This window comes from Kineosporia succinea (genome assembly GCF_030811555.1).
Classification (GTDB): domain Bacteria; phylum Actinomycetota; class Actinomycetes; order Actinomycetales; family Kineosporiaceae; genus Kineosporia; species Kineosporia succinea.
Genome location: NZ_JAUSQZ010000001.1, coordinates 653,636 through 670,910, shown reverse-complemented (window position 1 = coordinate 670,910; position 17,275 = coordinate 653,636). Strand labels below are relative to the sequence as shown.

11 protein-coding genes are annotated in these 17,275 nt (G+C 70.7%); 6 read left to right on the top strand and 5 right to left on the bottom strand.

What is annotated here, in order from left to right:
* The first annotated feature begins 796 nt into the window (after positions 1-796).
* Both J2S57_RS02970 and J2S57_RS02965 read left to right on the top strand, forming a co-directional pair.
* Positions 797-1,573 (top strand): YcnI family copper-binding membrane protein, encoded by a 777-nt coding sequence (locus J2S57_RS02970; RefSeq protein WP_307237996.1) that lies wholly within the window; start codon positions 797-799, stop codon positions 1,571-1,573.
* Positions 1,570-2,208, top strand: coding sequence for a copper resistance CopC family protein (locus J2S57_RS02965; RefSeq protein ID WP_307237995.1), 639 nt, complete (start codon positions 1,570-1,572; stop codon positions 2,206-2,208). Before J2S57_RS02970 ends, J2S57_RS02965 begins: the two co-directional genes overlap by 4 nt.
* A 319-nt stretch (positions 2,209-2,527) precedes the next feature.
* Here J2S57_RS02965 and J2S57_RS02960 read toward each other — a convergent pair whose 3' ends face one another.
* Together J2S57_RS02960 and glgP are read right to left on the bottom strand one after the other, a co-directional pair.
* Positions 2,528-4,105 (bottom strand): OmpA family protein, encoded by a 1,578-nt coding sequence (locus tag J2S57_RS02960; protein ID WP_307237993.1) that lies wholly within the window; start codon positions 4,103-4,105, stop codon positions 2,528-2,530.
* A gap of 189 nt (positions 4,106-4,294) precedes the next feature.
* The gene (gene glgP / locus J2S57_RS02955; RefSeq protein ID WP_307237991.1) at positions 4,295-6,886 is read right to left on the bottom strand and encodes an alpha-glucan family phosphorylase; all 2,592 of its coding nucleotides are present in this window, start codon (positions 6,884-6,886) and stop codon (positions 4,295-4,297) included.
* Positions 6,887-7,434: 548 nt separating this feature from the next.
* Here glgP and J2S57_RS02950 point away from each other — a divergent pair.
* From J2S57_RS02950 to J2S57_RS02940, 3 genes are read left to right on the top strand one after another with little or no spacing between them, the layout of a single operon-like run.
* A complete protein-coding gene (locus tag J2S57_RS02950) occupies positions 7,435-9,567 on the top strand; it encodes an alpha-1,4-glucan--maltose-1-phosphate maltosyltransferase (protein ID WP_307237989.1) in 2,133 nt (710 codons plus the stop codon).
* 1 nt (position 9,568) lies between these two features.
* Complete coding sequence (gene treS, locus J2S57_RS02945; RefSeq protein WP_307237987.1) at positions 9,569-11,365, top strand: maltose alpha-D-glucosyltransferase; 1,797 nt, start codon at positions 9,569-9,571, stop codon at positions 11,363-11,365.
* Positions 11,362-12,882, top strand: a complete 1,521-nt coding sequence (locus J2S57_RS02940; protein ID WP_307237985.1) for a maltokinase N-terminal cap-like domain-containing protein — start codon at positions 11,362-11,364, stop codon at positions 12,880-12,882. The genes treS and J2S57_RS02940 overlap by 4 nt, the downstream gene beginning before the upstream one ends.
* A 57-nt stretch (positions 12,883-12,939) precedes the next feature.
* Here the strand turns inward: J2S57_RS02940 and J2S57_RS02935 are convergent, their stop codons facing one another.
* The 3 genes from J2S57_RS02935 to J2S57_RS02925 form a co-directional block, all read right to left on the bottom strand.
* Positions 12,940-13,950 (bottom strand): transporter substrate-binding domain-containing protein, encoded by a 1,011-nt coding sequence (locus J2S57_RS02935; RefSeq protein WP_307237983.1) that lies wholly within the window; start codon positions 13,948-13,950, stop codon positions 12,940-12,942.
* 161 nt (positions 13,951-14,111) lie between these two features.
* Positions 14,112-14,882: an amino acid ABC transporter ATP-binding protein gene (locus tag J2S57_RS02930; RefSeq protein WP_307237981.1), complete on the bottom strand. Its 771-nt coding sequence runs from the start codon at positions 14,880-14,882 to the stop codon at positions 14,112-14,114.
* Entirely contained in the window at positions 14,879-15,826 is a 948-nt protein-coding gene (locus tag J2S57_RS02925) for an amino acid ABC transporter permease (RefSeq protein ID WP_307237979.1), read from the bottom strand. Before J2S57_RS02925 ends, J2S57_RS02930 begins: the two co-directional genes overlap by 4 nt.
* 313 nt (positions 15,827-16,139) lie before the next feature.
* Here J2S57_RS02925 and J2S57_RS02920 point away from each other — a divergent pair, with 313 nt between their 5' ends.
* Positions 16,140-17,267, top strand: a complete 1,128-nt coding sequence (locus J2S57_RS02920; protein ID WP_307237977.1) for an FAD-dependent oxidoreductase — start codon at positions 16,140-16,142, stop codon at positions 17,265-17,267.
* Positions 17,268-17,275 lie beyond the last annotated feature (8 nt).

The following is a 17,275-nucleotide window of genomic DNA, read 5'->3' as shown; positions in this document are numbered from 1 at the left end:
CGGTGCGATGGCCAACCCAGCCTGACGGTCTGATCGGTGTGACGGCCGATCCGGTCTGAGGGCCGGTCCGGTCTGAGGGGCGGTCTGGTCGGAGGGGCGGTCTGGTCGGAGGGGCGGTCTGGTCTGAGGGTCGGTCTGGTCTGAGGGCCGGTCCGGTCTGAGGAGCAGTCCGGTCGGAGGGCCTGATCCGTGCGACGGTCTGATCGGTGTGACGGCCAGTGCGGCCTGACGGTCTGACCGGTGCGACGGGCCAGCCTCGCCCAACGACCTGACCACCTGGCGGCACAGTGTCGCGGGAGAGGGCAGTTGTCTTCGTCCGGCCAGTCGTCCGACGACTCCGCCTCCGACGACAGACCAGGCTTCCGGCGGTATGGCTTCGCCCAGCTGGGCGGCTGGATTCGGCACGGCGGCGAAGGGATCCGTCACCGCGTAGTGACCCGGCCCGTTGTGGTGGGCCGTCTCTTCGCAGTGACTGGGCTCTTCGCAGTGACTCGGTCTGTCGCGGTCGGTCAGTTCTTCGTGGCGGTCCGGTTCCGAGAGTGGTCCGGCCGAGAGTGGTCCGGCCGACGTGGTCCAGCCGATGTGGGCCTGGTGACGATGCGCGCCGGTCTGCTCGTCCGGCCGTTGTGGTGGTCGGTTCCTCGAGGCAGCCGGGTTTCTCGGGGTGGCCCTGGCTCGGGTCTGCCCCGGTCTCATGATTCGTAGCTCCACCCGGCCACTCGTGAAGGGGCCGGACCTGGCGAACGTGTTCGTTCGTCCATCATTTTCGAACTTCAACAGAAAGACGCTTGAACTCATGTCGCAGTCACGCACCCCTCTGGCCCTGCGGGCCGGGGCCGCCCTCCTCGCCGCCGCCACGCTCACCGTCGCGGGCGCCGCCGCCGCGCAGGCGCACGTGCGCGTCACCCCCGACAACACCGCCGAAGGCGGCTACTCCCGGCTGACGTTCCGGGTGCCGAACGAGTCGGACACCGCGGGCACCACCGAGATCGAGGTCTCGCTGCCTACGGACACGCCCTTCTCGTCGGTCATGACCAAGCCGGTGAACGGCTGGACGGCGGAGGTCACCGAGTCCGACCTGCCGGAACCCGTCGACCTGGACGGCACCACCGTCACCAAGGCCGCGACCAAGGTGACCTGGACCGCGGACAAGGGCACCCAGATCAACCCGGGCGAGTACCAGGAGTTCTCGATCTCGGTGGGTCCGCTGCCGAAGTCGGGCACCACGATCGAGCTGCCGACCAAGCAGACCTACTCCGACGGCGAGATCTCGGACTGGAACGAGCCCACCGTCGAGGGCGCGGACGAGCCGGAGAACCCGGCCCCGACGTTCGAGGTCACCGCGGCCGACGCCACCGGTGGCCACGGCACCATGGCCGCGGGCGACACGACGGCCGCGACCACGGACAGCGCTGCTGACAGCTCCACCGACTCGGCCGCCCGCTGGCTCGGCGCCGGCGGCCTGGTCGTGGGCGTGATCGGCGTGCTGCTGGCCGCTGTCGCCTGGCGTCGGGTGGCCGCGCTGCCGAAGGCCGCCACGACCAGCGCGACCAAGACCGGGAGCTCGGTGTGACCACCGGTACCACGCGAAAGCTCGGCGTGCGGGGGCGGTTCGCCGCCGTCGCGGCTCTCGTCCTGGCCGGTCTGGTGGTCGGCGCCGGTCCGGCCCTGGCCCACGACCAGATCGACGAGTCCAACCCGGAAGACGGCTCGACCGTCGCCACGGTGCCCGACGAGATCACCATGACCTTCAACAACATCCCGCTGGCGATGGGGTCGGTGGCCAAGGTCACCGGTCCGGGCGGCGATGTCACCGAGGGCAAGGCCACGATCGTCGACCACACCCTCACCCAGCCGGTGGCGGCCGGGGCCCCGGCCGGTGAGTACACGGTGCAGTGGCGGGTGACGTCCTCGGACGGGCACCCGATCTCGGGCCAGTTCACCTTCACGGCCGAGGCCGGTTCCGAAGGGGCCGCGCCCGCGGCGACGGCGACCGCCGGCGCGGGGGAGACCTCGACCACGGTCACCACACCGGCGGACGCGGGTGCGACGGCGTCGGTGTCGGACGCCGTGGCCGCTGCCGACCAGAACGACGACAGCGGTACCTCGCCGGTTCTGATCATCACGCTGATCGTGCTGGCGGTTCTGGTGATCGGCGCGGTCGCCTACGTGTTCGTGCTCGCGCCGAAACGCTCGAGCGAGAACTGATTCCGGTGCGGCGCCCGTCCTGGGGCCTCGGGCTCAGGACTCTGGGCTCAGAGCTTGGGCCTTGGGCTCAGGTCTCAGGTCCTGGGACGGGCGCCGCGTCCCGGTCGGCCGGTGGCGTCCGCTGATGGTCGGGCCGGAGCGTACGGGGTCTCGTGTCTGAGATGGCGTGACGATCCGTAAAGTTGGGCCGGGTTCTCTTCATGGATCGTCCGGCCATCTCTCAACAGGTCCGGGCTGTCCTTCCGCCCTCGCGCTGAGGCCGATACCGCCGAGGGCTGCCCGACCTCTCCGGGAGCACGACTCACTCCGGGAGCACGACTCACTCCGGGAGCACAACGATGACGCGGCGGTTGAGGCGGCGTCCGTCGTCGGTGGCGTTGCTCTCGCGGGGGTTGCTCTCGCCGAAACCCTGCACCCGCAGCGTGACCTCGACCCCGGGCAGCTGCTCGCTCAGTGCCTCGGCGACCGCCTGCGCCCGCTGGCGCGACAGCCGCAGGTTGAGCGGCTCGCTGCCGATGCTGTCGGTGTAGCCGTTGACCTGGATCTGGCCCCGGACGCCGGTGTCGCGGATCTGGGCGGCGAGCTGGTCGAGGCGCCCGTGGGCCTGCCGGGACAGTTCGAACGACCCGAAGGGGAAGAGAACGTCCGACAGGAAGGTGATTTCGCGCCCGGCCTGAACCGTCGGCATCACGTCGGGCTCGGCGGTGGAGATGACGGGGGCGCCGGAGCGGCCGGTGGTGTCGGCCGAGCCGGAATCGGCCGAGCCGGAATCGGCCGAGCCGGAATCGGCCGAGCCGGAGCCGTCCGAGCCGGAGCCGTCCGAGCCGGAATCGGCCGAGCCGGAGCCGTCCGAGCTGCTTGAACTGCCCGAGCTGCTTGAGGACGACGTGGCGGAACCGTCCGCTGTGGTTCCGGAACCCCGTGCGGTATCGGCGCCGCGCAGACGCCCTTCGCCCGAGGACGAAGCCGAGGACGAACCGGAGCCGGTGTCCTGCCAGAGGGGCACCAGCACGTTCAGCCCGACCCAGCCGAGCAGCACCGCGGCGGCCAGGGCCATGACGCCACCGGCCAGTGTGGTGCGGTGCAGCTGCCACCAGACGGCGCCCCGGCTCATGGGTTCCGGGCGTTCGTGCGCTGCGTCGGAGGCCTCGGGCGGGGGCGGGATCGTCGGGGCGGCGGGGGTCTGGAGCACGCGCAGTCCTCGCTCGTCGCGGGAGCGGGCGACGGTGACCAGGGCCCGCGCCGTGCCCTCGGCCGAGCCGGTGCCGTGCGGGCCGGAGAGTGCGGCCCAGTCCAGCCAGAGGGTGAGCGCGCTGATCAGGCCGTCGGTGGTGAGGGTCGCGACGGCACGCAGCGGCACCCGCAGCTCGGACGAGCCCGGTGTGAGCGTGGTGCCTGGCCGACGGGTGGGGCCCGGCTCAAGGGTCGAGTCCGGCCCAGGGGTCGAGTCCGGCTCAGGGGTCGGCTCTGGCCGGGAGGCCGGGGCGGGTGGGGACACGGGCGCCCGGTCGGCCCGGGCGGTGCGGTTGACCCGGGCGGTGCGGTTGACCCGGCCTCCGCGAGCGGCGCGGCCGGGGGACCGGTGGGCGGTGAGCACGGCCTCCTCCGTCACCTCGCCGGAGGAGACGAAGCGACGGTGCGGGGTCCAGGAGACCTCGCGGATCATCAGCGTGAGGTCGCGGGCGGCGCGGGCGATCTCGTCGTGACCGGTGACGAGGATGTCGCCGTCGCGCCGGGGCACCCGCAGGCGACCGCCTGCCGTGAAGCACCGCACGAAGGCCTCGGTGTCGAGCCGGACCACGGCGTCACGCACCGGCTCGAGCGGGTCAGGACCGTAGAGGGCGAACGACGGCTCGTCGGCGGCGGGACCCGGGCCGCGGGGCGGGGCCTCGTTCACCGGCATGCACCATGCGCACGACTGGTCACGAATAGTGTCGGTGCGCGCACGCGTGAAGACTGCCCGTCGCCCCAAGAGTTCCGCAAGGGGGGTAGCACCTGATTGCGGCACCCTTGGGGTTTATGCCCGATAACTCTGGGGCCCAGGATCTTTCGGGTTCAGGAGCGGGCGACCGCCACGTCCACCCTTTCAGGCGTTCGTGACCAGCCCCAGCTCGGCCGGCGCCACCAGACCCTCGTGCCGGGGCAGCACCCGCACCGTGTAACCGAACGGCCCGGTGCGGCGCAGTCGCAGCAGCCCCTCGAAGACGTGACGCCCCTCGGCCGGGTCGTTGTCGGCCGGCCCCACGTACTGCAGGGGCTGCACCACGAAGTCGGTGATCCGGTCTTCGGGGGAGACCCGGCCGTGCACCACCTGCACCTCGACATCGTCGGCGGACAGGCCGTCGAGCGCGATCACCGCCCGGACCGTCATGCCGTCACCGACCTGCGGGGAGTCGGACAGACCGGAGGAGTCGACGTGCTCCACCCGCACCGACGGCCAGGCCCCCCGCACCCGGGCCTTGAACGCGGCCAGGTCGCGCGCCGTCTCGGGCGTGGTGGCCCGGCCGGAGGCGGCGGCGGGCAGGTACAGCTGCCGCACGTAGTCGGCGACCATGCGGCTCGCCAGCACCTTCGGCCCGAGCGAGGCGAAGGTGTGGGTGACCATCGACAGCCAGCGCTGGGGCAGGCCGTCGTGGTCGCGGTCGTAGAAGCGCGGCGCGACCTCGTTCTCGAGCAGGTCGTACAGGCCCGCGGCCTCGAGGTCGTCACGGTAGTTGGCGTCTTCGACCCCGTCGGCGGTCGGGATGGCCCAGCCGTTCTCGCCGTCGAACCACTCGTCCCACCAGCCGTCGAGCACCGACAGGTTGAGCCCGCCGTTGAGCGCCGACTTCATGCCGGACGTGCCGCAGGCCTCGAACGGGCGCAGCGGGTTGTTCAGCCAGACGTCGCAGCCCGGGTACAGGCTCTGCGCCATCGCGATGTCGTAGTTGGGCAGGAAGACGATGCGGTGCCGCACGTCGTTGGCGTCGGCGAAGCGCACCATCTGCTGGATCAGGCGCTTGCCGGTCTCGTCGGCGGGATGCGACTTGCCCGCGATCACCAGCTGCACCGGGCGTTCCGGGTGCAACAGCAGGCGCTTGAGCCGGTCGGGGTCGCGCAGCATCAGCGTGAGCCGCTTGTAGGTCGGCACCCGCCGGGCGAACCCGACGGTGAGCACGTCCGGATCGAGAATGCCGTCGATCCAGTGCAGTTCGGCGTTGCTCGCGCCCCGCTTGAGCCACGACGCCCGCACCCGCTGCCGGGCCTCACTCACCAGGTCGGCCCGCAGGTCGCGGCGGGTGGCCCAGAGCTCGGCGGGCGGGACCTTGGCGATCTCCTCCCAGGCCTTGGCCTCGGTGCGGATGCGCGGCCCGACGTGCTTCTCGGCCAGCTCGATCATGCGGTGGTCGACCCAGGTGGGCGCGTGCACGCCGTTCGTGATCGACGTGATCGGCACCTCCGGCGGGTCGAAGCCCGGCCACAGCCCGTCGAACATCTCGCGGCTCACCACGCCGTGCAGCTGGGACACCCCGTTGGCACGTTGTGCCAGGCGCAGTCCCATCACGGCCATGTTGAAGACGCCCGGGTCACCGCCGTCGTAGGTCTCCGAGCCGAGCCCGAGCACCCGTTCGACCGAGAGCCCGGGCAGCCCGCTCTCCGGCCCGAAGTGGCTCATGATCAGCTCGCGGGCGAACCGGTCGATGCCGGCCGGGACCGGCGTGTGCGTGGTGAAGACCGTTGCCGAGCGCACCGTTTCGAGCGCCTCGTCGAAGGTCAGGCCGGTGCCGACGAGCTCGCTGATGCGCTCCAGGCCGAGGAACCCGGCATGCCCCTCGTTGGTGTGGTAGACCTCCGGCGCCGGGGCCCCGGTGAGCCGGCTCCACAGCCGCAGGGCGCGCACCCCGCCGATGCCGAGCAGCATCTCCTGGTGCAGGCGGTGTTCCGGGGTGCCGCCGTAGAGCCGGTCGGTGACTGCGCGGAACGCCTCGTCGTTGGACTCGTGGTTGGAGTCGAGCAGCAGCAGGGGGACGCGGCCGACCTGCGCCTTCCAGACGTGGGCGACGAGGGGACGCCCGCCGGCGAGGGTCACGGTCACCTCGGCCGGGGAGCCGTCGGCCTCCCGCACCAGCGAGATCGGCAGCTCGTGGGGGTCCAGCACCGGGTACTCCTCGTGCTGCCAGCCGTCGCGGGTGAGCGACTGCTCGAAGTACCCACGCTGGTAGAGCAGACCGACGCCGACGATCGGGACGCCCAGGTCACTGGCCGACTTCAGGTGGTCGCCGGCCAGGATCCCGAGGCCGCCGGAGTACTGAGGCAGGACCGCGGTGATGCCGAACTCGGGCGAGAAGTACGCGATGGAACGGGGCGCCGGGCCACGGTTCTCCGAGGCCAGCTCCTCGTCGAGGGTCTGGTACCAGCGCGGCTGCGTGAGGTACTCGTGCAGGCCGGCGGCGGCCTCGCCGACCCGGGCGACGAACTGCCCGTCGGCGGCCAGGGTCTGCAGTTCCTCGGGTGAGAACGAGCCGAGCATCGCCACCGGGTCGCGGCGGGCGGCCTCCCAGCGCGCCGGGCTCAGCGACGCGAACAGCTCGAGCGTGGGTCTGTGCCATGACCAGCGCAGGTTGCTGGCGAGCTCGGCCAGCGGCGCCAGCGGCTCGGGCAGGACGGTCCGGACGGTGAATCGGCGGATCGCTCTCACCCGGATCACCCTAGGACACCCCGGCCCTGAGCACACGACGACGCTGTGAACCTCTTGCGGAACTCGCAAGAAGTTTCACCCCGGGCGTGCCGATAGGTTTTGAAGCACCGCAGTGATCACCCCGAAACTACCGTCTGGTTGGATCTGGGCCAGCGGCTGTCGTGGCGCGACCATGTTTCCTGGTGGTCACCGGCCGGCACCGTGAGCTCCCCGTCCACGACGGTGGCCGGGCAGAGCTGTCCGCAGCTGGGCCGGCTGACCTGGCCGGGCTGGACGCGGCCGGCCGCGTCGCGACGACCGGATGCGGCGGCTCAGATGAACTGTCGGGTACGGCTCGGGGGCGATCGGTGCGGTGGAAATGCGGGGACCCCCCGTCATGACCGAGTCTGGTACACGGCAGGCCGGGTTTGTCAGATGTCGTCAGCAGGATGTGGTGGGGGCCGAAGGCGCCCCGCCGGGAAGGACGTCGGAAGCGTCCTATGAGCCTCCACAGTGGCTTCGATCAGATCGACCGCACTTCGTCGGGCGTCGCGGGAACGGGTAAACGCATGGACACACAGACGAGCACGACACCTGAGTACAACGGCAGGGACGCCGCGCTCCCCACGGGTGAGCGCACCGACCTGACCGCGTACCTGGCGCAGGGCACGGGCGAGAGTCCGCAGGTCGTCCTCGGGCGTCCCGGCATCGGCCGCATCCCCGTCACCGGGGTGACCCCGAGCGTCGACGGCGGCCGCTGGCCGGCCAAGGCCGTGGTGGGTGAGGCGATCGAGGTCAGTGCCACGGTGTTCCGCGAGGGCCACGACGCCGTCGCCGCCACCGCGGTGCTCCTCGACCCCGAGGGCAACCGCCACTCCGAGGTCCGGATGACTCCCGGCGCCCCCGGGACCGACCGCTACCACGCCACTTTCACGCCCGACCGGATCGGGATGTGGTCGTTCGTGGTGGAGGGCTGGAGCGATCCCTACGGCACCTGGGAACACGACGCCGTGATCAAGATCGGCTCCGGCGTCGACGTCGAGCTGATGCTCGAGGAGGGCGCCCGGCTGATGGAGCGCGCGGTCAAGGAGACCAAGCAGCGCCGCAAGCCCGCCCTCAACCTGACCGAGGCCGCCGCGGTGCTGCGCAACAGCAACCGCTCGGTCTCCGAGCGGCTCGCCGCCGGTCTGTCGGTGCAGGTGAAGGGCGCGCTCACCGAGAGCCCGCTGCGCGACCTGGTGTCGCCGTCGCCGGTGCAGCGCCTAGAGGTGCAGCGCGAACGGGCGCTCTACTCCAGCTGGTACGAGCTGTTCCCGCGCTCCGAGGGCGCCCGCCTCGACGAGAACGGGCGCTGGATCTCCGGCACCTTCCGGCAGGCCGAGCCCCGGCTGCACGCGGCCGCCGCGATGGGCTTCGACATCGTCTACCTGCCGCCGATCCACCCGGTCGGCCGGGTCAACCGCAAGGGCCCGAACAACACCCTCACGCCGGGCGAGAGCGACCCGGGCTCGCCCTGGGCGATCGGCTCGGACGAGGGCGGGCACGACGCGATCCACCCCGACCTCGGGACCTTCGAGGACTTCGACCACTTCGTGGAGACGGCGCGCGGTCTCGGTCTGGAGATCGCTCTCGACCTGGCGCTGCAGTGCGCGCCCGACCACCCGTGGGCCAAGGCCCACCCGGAGTGGTTCACCACGCGCGCCGACGGCACGATCGCCTATGCCGAGAACCCGCCGAAGAAGTACCAGGACATCTACCCGATCAACTTCGACAACGACCCGGCCGGGCTGGGCGCCGAGGTGCTGCGGGTCGTCCTGCACTGGATCGACCGGGGGGTGAAGGTCTTCCGCGTCGACAATCCGCACACCAAGCCGGTGTCGTTCTGGGAGTGGCTGATCCGCACGGTCAACAACAGCCACCCCGAGGTGCTGTTCCTGGCCGAGGCGTTCACCCGGCCGGCCATGATGCACACCCTCGGAAAGGTCGGTTTCCACCAGTCGTACACGTACTTCACCTGGCGTACGACCAAGGAAGAGATCACCGAGTACGTCACCGACCTGGCGGGCTCAAGTGCCGACTACATGCGGCCGAACTTCTGGCCTAACACGCCCGACATCCTCCACGACTTCCTGCAGAACGCCGGGCCGTCGGCCTTCAAGCTCCGCGCGGTGCTGGCCGCCACGCTGAGCCCGAGCTGGGGTATGTACTCCGGCTACGAGCTCTGCGAGGGGGCCCCGCTGCCGGGCCGGGAGGAGTACCTGGACAGTGAGAAGTTCCAGTACCGCCCGCGGGACTGGGACAGCTACGAACCGGGCGGCTCGAACCACGGCCGCTCGATCGCGCCGTACATCACGCGGCTGAACGACATCAGGCGTGACCACAAGGCACTTCAGCGCCTGCGCAACACCGTGTTCCACGACGTCGACGACGAGCAGGTCATCTGCTATTCGCGGCGTCTGGAGTCGGGGGAGACGGCCGGTGGCCCCGAGGACGTGCTCATCGTCGTCGTCAACCTCGATCCGCACGCCACCCGAGAGACGCTCGTGCACCTGAACATGCCCGCCCTGGGCCTGGACTGGTTCGACGGCTTCATCGTCGAAGACCTGATCACCGGTACGACCTACCCGTGGCAGGAGCACAACTTCGTGCGTCTCGACCCCTACTTCCAGCCCGCCCACGTCCTCCACGTCAGGAGGCTCTGAGTTGCCCAGGAACATTGGCGCGGGTGTCCACCCCGGTCTCGACAACGACCCGAACTGGTACCGCAAGGCCGTCTTCTACGAGGTGCTCGTGCGCGCCTTCGCCGACTCGAACGGGTCGGGCTCCGGTGACTTCACCGGGCTGATCGGCAAGCTGGACTACATCCAGTCGCTCGGTGTCGACTGCCTGTGGCTGCCTCCGTTCTACGCGTCACCGCTGAAGGACGGCGGCTACGACATCGCCGACTACTGCGCCGTGCTGCCGGAGTTCGGCACCATGCCGGACTTCCAGGAGTTCGTGGCCCAGGCGCACGCCCGCGGTCTGCGGGTGATCACCGACCTGGTGATCAACCACACCTCGGACGCGCACCCCTGGTTCCAGTCGAGCCGCAACGACCCGGAGGGCCCCTACGGGGACTTCTACGTCTGGAGCGACACCGACGAGCTCTACCAGGACGCGCGGATCATCTTCGTCGACACCGAGTCCAGCAACTGGACGTTCGACCCGGTGCGGCGCCAGTACTACTGGCACCGGTTCTTCGGCCACCAGCCCGACCTCAACTTCGAGAACCCGGCCGTGCAGGAGGCCATCCTCGACGTCGTCCGGTTCTGGATGGACATGGGCATCGACGGCTTCCGCCTCGACGCCGTGCCCTACCTGTTCGAGGAAGACGGCACGAACTGCGAGAACCTGCCGCAGACGCACGACTTCCTGCGCAAGCTCCGGGTCACGATCGACGAGGAGTACCCGGGCCGGATCATGCTGGCGGAGGCCAACCAGTGGCCCAAGGACGTCGTCGAGTACTTCGGTACGGACGACGAGCCCGAGTGCCACATGTGCTTCCACTTCCCGGTGATGCCGCGCATCTACTACGCGCTGCGTGACGAGAAGGCCAAGCCGATCATCGACATCCTGGCCGAGACGCCGGACATCCCGGCCGGCGGTCAGTGGGGCACGTTCCTGCGTAACCACGACGAGCTCACCCTCGAGATGGTCACCACCGAGGAACGCGCCGCGATGTACGGCTGGTACGCCCCCGACCCGCGGATGCGGGCCAACATCGGTATCCGCCGCCGCCTCGCCACCCTGCTCGACGGGTCGCGGGCCGAGATCGAGCTGGCGCACGCGCTGGTGCTGTCGATGCCCGGCAGCCCGACGCTGTACTACGGCGACGAGATCGGCATGGGCGACAACATCTGGCTGCCCGACCGCGACGCGGTGCGCACCCCGATGCAGTGGACGCCCGACCGCAACGCCGGCTTCTCCACCGCCGACCCGGGCAAGCTCTACCTCCCGGCCGTGCAGTCGCTGCAGTACCACTACGCGGCCGTGAACGTCGAGGCGCAGATGGCCACGTCGAGCTCGCTGCTGAACTGGGTGCGCTCGATGCTCCAGATCCGGCGCGAGCACCCGGCGTTCGGCATGGGCTCCTACCAGGCGATCGAGGCCGACAACCCGGCCGTGCTGGCGTTCCTGCGGGTGCTGGCCGGAGACCCGGAGAACGGCATCGCGCCGGAGATCCTGCTGTGCGTCAACAACATCAGCCGCACCGCGCAGGCCACCACGCTGCACCTGCCGACGTGGGCGGCCGACCACGAGATCAGTGACATCTTCGGGGGCACCGGGTTCAAGCCGGTGCCGCAGACCGGTGAGATGACGCTGACGATGGGGTCGAGGGACTTCTACTGGCTCTCGATCACGCCTCCGATCGCGCCCCCGCAGTACTCGATCGACAATTCGATCGCGGACTCGATCGCCGCCGGGAACAACTCGCCGAACTCAGGAGGAGCCACGCGATGACCGACCAGGGCAGCCCATCGACCGGCGCCGTCGACATCGCCGGCCTGCTGGCCAGCTGGCTGCCCCGGCAGAGATGGTTCTCCGCCGGACACGGCGGGGTCAGTCTCACCCCGGCGGGCCAGATCACCCTGGTCCCGCTGGTGGCGCAGCCCGAGGTGGTGGAACCCGCCACCGGCGAGTTCCAGCTCCCCACCCGGGTTCTGGCGCCGGAGAAGGCGATCGAGCGTCCGGTCGGCATCGTGGTGCACCTCATCAGTGCCCTGCCGGCCGGGCAGCCCGCCTCCGGCTCCGGGGCCGCCACCTACCAGGTGCCGCTCACCTACCGGGCCCAGGCCCGCGAGGACCTGGCCCACGCCCTGCTCGGTGAGCTGCGCACGCCCGACGGCGTGCGGTACGTCTACGACGCGCCGCACGACCCGGACTTCGTCACCGCCTGGACGTCACTGATCGCGACGTCCACCGAGGCGATGTCCGAGGCCGGCACCCCGCGCAGCCGGGTGCGGGGCGTGCGCCGGGCCGGGGAGACCCCGCCCGACCCGTACCGCGCGGCCAAGGTGCTCTCCGGTGAGCAGTCGAACACCTCGATCATCGTCGGGGCCGACAGCCCGGACCCCGTCATGATCAAGCTCTTCCGCGTGCTCCAGCCCGGCCGCAACCCCGACGTCGTCGTGCCCGGCGCTCTCGCCCGGGCCGGCAACGAGCGGGTGCCCCGGCTGGTCGGCTGGGTCGAGGGCGAGTGGGTGCAGCCCGGCGGTCAGCCCGCCTGGGGGCACCTCTCGGCCGCGGCCGAGTTCGTCGCCGGCAGCGCCGACGGCTGGCGCGTCGCCACCGGTGCGGTCTCGGGCGGGGAGACCTTCGCCGGGCTCTCGGCCGAGCTGGGCTCGGCCACCGCCGCCGTGCACGCGGCGCTGGCGTCGGTGCTCCCGACCCGCCCGAGCACCCCGGCCACGCTCCGCGCGCTCGCCGACCACCTGCGTCAGCGCCTGAACTGGGCGCTCGAGGCGGCCCCGGCCCTGGCCGAGTACGCCGAGGCGGCCGGTCAGGTGGTGGACGAGGTGCGCGAGCTGAGCGAGGCCCCCGACCTCCAGATCGTGCACGGCGACCTGCATCTCGGCCAGGCCCTGTACTCGGACACCCGGGGCTGGGTCCTGCTCGACTTCGAGGGCGAGCCGCTGCGCCCGCTGGCCGAGCGGGGTGAGCCCGACCTGGCGCTGCGCGACGTGGCCGGAATGCTGCGCTCGTTCGACTACGCGGCCCGGCACTCAGTGCTCGGGCTGGCCGACGACGACCCGCGGGCGCTCGCCGCGTCGACCTGGGCGAACGAGTGCCGCGAGGCCTACCTGGGCGGTTACGCGGCGCAGGCCGGTCGTGATCCCCGGCAGGACGCGGTGCTGCTGCGGGCGCTCGAGCTCGACAAGGCGCTCTACGAGGTGGTTTACGAGACCCGGCACCGTCCCGGATGGGTCGAGGTGCCGCTGCGTGCGGTCGGCCGGTTGCTGGCCCGGGTCTCCCGGTAGCCGAAACGAACAATGGTGGACGCCCCGGGGCGTCCACCATTGTCGGTTCAGGAGGCGTTACTCGTTGTCGAGCGGCAGGCCCGCCGGGTTCACCTCGGACTGCTCCACGGCCTCGTTCTCCAGCTGGTAGGCCTTGAGCCAGGCCTCGTACTGCCCGTTCTCGATCAGGTAGTCGATGGCCTCGGCCACCGGCTCGGCCAGGCCGCTGCCCTTCTTGGTGGTCGCCGCGATCAGGCCCTGCAGCGTGTCGCCGGCACCCGACCAGCTGCCGGCGTTGCGGGTGGGCGTGCTGCCCGAGGCGCCGCGCGCGATCTGGTACTGGATCCCCGGGTTCGGGCCGAAGTAGGCGTCGATCTTGCCCGAGGCGAGGGCCAGCTGCACGGCGTTGTTGTCGGCGAAGTACTTGACCTCGAACGGCTTCCCGGCGGCCTTCAGCTTCTCCTGCCACTCCAGAAGGATCTTCTCCTGGTTGGTGCCCTTGCCCACCGAAACCACGAGCCCGGCCAGGTTCTCGTAGTTCTCGTCGAAGTTCCAGGTGCTGTCCTTCTTCACCTGGAACGCGAGGTCGTCGTTGCGGTACGAGGCGAAGTCGTACTTCTGCTTGCGCTCCTCGGTGACCGTGATGTTCGAGAAGCCGATGTCGTTGCGGCCGCTGTCGATGCCGACGAACAGGTTCTCCCAGGTCGAGTTGTTGATCTCGGGCTCCAGGCCGAGCACCGCGGCGACCAGGCGGCCCAGGTCGGGCTCGGAACCGGTGATCGTCTTGGCGTCGGTGCCGGTGAACGCCAGGGGCGGGAACCCGGCGGGCAGGGCGCCCTCGCCGATCACCAGCTTCCCGCTGTCGAGAACGTCTTTCGGGAGCTTGGCCCGGATGTCGGCCTGCACCGGCACGTCGATGGTGGTCTCGGTGTACGGGTCGCCGGTGGCCACGGCGATCTCGACCTGATTGGTGCCGCTGGTGGCGGCCGGGGCGGACGCGTCGGCGTCACCGCCGCAGGCGGCGAGCGTGAAGGTCAGGCCGGCGGCGACGGAGAGCAGGACGCCTCGGCGGGCGAGGGTGCGGGACACGGGTTTCTCCTGGGGTGAGATTGAGGACGACGCGAGGGCTTCGGGGGAAACGAGAAGGTTTGGGGTAGAAAGGATTTCAGAGCACCCGGGTTTTCAGAGCACCCGGGTTTTCAGAGCACCCGGGGTTTCAGAGCACCCGGGGTTTCAGGGCACCCGGGGTTTCAGAGCACCCGGGCGAGGAACTCACGGGTGCGCGGGTGCTGGGGCGAGTCGATGAGCTGCTTCGCCGGGCCGTGCTCGACGAGCCGGCCGTCGGCCAGGAAGTAGACCTGGTCGGCGACCTCCCGGGCGAAGGCGATCTCGTGGGTGACGATGACGAGCGTGGTGCCGGTGCCGGCCAGGTCCCGGATCACCGAGAGCACCTCGCCGACCAGTTCCGGGTCGAGCGCGGAGGTGGGCTCGTCGAACAGGATGAGCTCGGGCTCCAGGGCCAGGGCCCGGGCGATCGCGGCGCGCTGCTGCTGGCCGCCGGAGAGCTGACGCGGGTAGGCGTGGGCCTTCTCGCCGATCCCGACCCGCTCGAGCAGGGCCAGGCCCCGGGCCCGGGCCTCCTCCCGGGGGAACAGCCGGTGCGCCAGCGGCGCCTCGATCACGTTCTCCAGGATGGTGAGATGCGGGAACAGGTTGAAGTTCTGGAACACGAACCCGATCCGCGCGCGCTGGGCCCGGATCGCCCGGTCGGTGAGCTCGTGCAGCCGGCCGCGCTGCTCCCGCACGCCGACCAGTTCGCCGAACAGTCGCACGTAGCCGCGGTCGAGCCGGTCGAGGTGGTTGATCGTGCGCAGCAGGGTGGACTTGCCGGCGCCCGAGGGGCCGATCAGCGCGGCGACCTGTCCGGGGGCGAGGGTGAGGTTCACGTCGTCGAGCACGGTGTGCGTGCCGTAGGCCTTGGTGGCGCCGCGGATCTCCACGGCCGGACGCGGATCGGTCACGAGAAGCTCCGGGTGGCAACGAGTTTACGCAGACGCTGGAACGGGGTCGGGGGAACGGTGCGCAGGGCGCCGCGGGCGTAGTGACGCTCCACGTAGTACTGCAGCACCGACAGCACGCTGGTGAGGATCACGTACCAGACCGTGGCCACGAGCAGCAGCGGGATCAGGTCGCCGGGAAAGGTCGAGCCCAGGCTCTGCACGGTGCCGAACAGGTCGAGCAGGGACACGTAGAACACCAGCGAGCTGGCCTTGATCAGGTTGACGAGCTGGTTGACGTAGGCCGGCACGATCGCCCGCAGCGCCTGCGGCAGCACGATCCGGCGGAACTGACGGCCCTTGCCCAGGCCGAGCGCGGTGGCGGCCTCGTGCTGGCCCTGGTCGACGGAGTTGATGCCGGAGCGCACCACCTCGGCCGCGTACGCCGCCTCGTTCAGGCTCAGGCCGATGACGCCGATCGTCATGTAGCCGAGCAGGTCGGTGGTCCGGAACGACGCGAACCCCGGGCCGAACGGGATGCCCAGCGACAGCTCCGGATACAGAGCCGAGAAGTTGAACAGGATGAGCAGCAGCACGACCAGCGGGATCGAGCGGAACAGCCAGATGTAGGTCCAGCTGACCGCCTGCAGAAGGGGATTGGGCGACTGGCGCATCAGGGCCAGCACGATGCCGCCGGTCAGGCCGAGCAGTGCGCTCCAGGCCGCGACCTGCAGGGTGACGAGCAGGCCGTCGATCACGGCGCCCTGCAGGAACCAGTGCCGGAACCGGGCCCACTGGTAGAACTCGTTGGTGAACAGGCCGTGCAGGACCTGGGCGGTCAGCACGGCGACGACGGCGGTCGCGGCCCAGCGCCAGGGGTGACGCAGCTTCACGACCGTGCCGGCGGCCAGCGGGTCGGGTTCGCTCCGGGCCACCGCGGGCGGGGCGAGAGAGGGGTCGGCGCTCACAGGGAGGTCTCCTCGGGCAGGGGCGAGCGGGCCTGCGCCGGATCGGGGCAGGCGTCAGCGAAACGCGAGAGGTGCGGAAAGAACGCGGAGAGCGGTCAGTTTCGACAGAGTTCGAGAACGACGGGCTGACGCGGACACGGAGGATCGCAGATCGGTGCGGAGTGCATCGCTGGTTCCTCTCCTGGTGAGCGGGCCGGGCTTCGTCCGAAGGGCCTTCGAATGGCGTTGTCTGTGAAGCTAAAACGGCCACCACCTTTTGTCAACCAATCTGGTCATGATTACCTGTGGGTGGACAGAATCCTCGGGAGGGCAAGTGAGTGTGAAGAACGGGCTCGACGCGGACGTGATCGTCGTCGGCGGGGGAGCCATGGGATCGGCCGCGGCCTGGCAGCTCGCCGGGCGCGGGGTGGACGTGCTGCTGATCGAGCGGTTCGAGCCCGGTCACACCCGGGGCGCGTCGCACGGGGCCTCGCGGATCTTCCGGTTGTCGTACCCCGACGCGCCTCACATCGCGCTGGCCCGGGAGGCGCGGGAACTCTGGCGGGACCTGGAAAAGGCTTCGGGCACGTCACTTCTCACGGTCACCGGAGGTGTCGACCACGGGTCGCCGGTCTTCCTCGGCCGGCTGCACGCGGGGCTGGCGGAGGCCGGGGTGGAGAGCCACTGGGTCGATGCCGGCGAGGCGGGCCGACGCTGGCCGGGCCTGCGGGTCGAGGGCCGCGCGCTGTTCCATCCCGACAGCGGGCGCCTGCACGCCGACCGGGCCGTCGCGGCGCTCCAGGCGCAGGCCGCGAGGCAGGGGTCGGTGGTGCTGCACCACACGCGGGTGGTGAAGATCGAGGTGCTGGGGGACGACGCGGTCGCGGTCTCGACGGAGCAGGACTCCCGTCCGTTGCGGGCCCGACGGGTGGTGGTCGCGGTGGGGGCATGGACCGACCAGCTGCTCGGCGGTCTGGTGCCGCTCCCGCGGTTGCGGGTGACGCAGGAGCAGCCCGCGCACTTCCAGCCGTTCGAGGAGGGGCAGGACTGGCCCAGCTTCGGGCACTTCGCGGCGGGTCTCCCGGCCTACGGTCTGGCCACGCCGGGGGAGGGCGTGAAGGTCGGTCTCCACGCCGCCGGTCCGCGGATCGATCCGGAACGGCGTGACTTCCGGCCGCGTCCGGAGCTGAGCGCCGCGCTGGAGCGGTACGTGCGCGACTGGCTGCCCGGGCTCGACCCGGACACCGCGCAGACCGTGACCTGTACCTACACGAGCACGCCCGACGAGGTGTTCGTGCTCGACCGTTCCGGGCCGGTCGTGGTCGCCGCCGGGTTCTCCGGCACCGGCTTCAAGTTCGTGCCGGCGATCGGCCGGATCCTCGCCGATCTGGCCACCGACGGCCCCCGTCCCGACCCGCTGTTCTCGCTCGACCGTTCCCGTAAGGGCCTGACCGCCCCGTAAGAGCCTGA

Coding starts and splice junctions, on each gene's coding strand:
- J2S57_RS02940 (WP_307237985.1), top strand. CDS start 11,362: ATGACCGACCAGGGCAGCCCATCGACCGGCGCCGTCGACATCGCCGGC.
- J2S57_RS02970 (WP_307237996.1), top strand. CDS start 797: ATGTCGCAGTCACGCACCCCTCTGGCCCTGCGGGCCGGGGCCGCCCTC.
- J2S57_RS02950 (WP_307237989.1), top strand. CDS start 7,435: ATGGACACACAGACGAGCACGACACCTGAGTACAACGGCAGGGACGCC.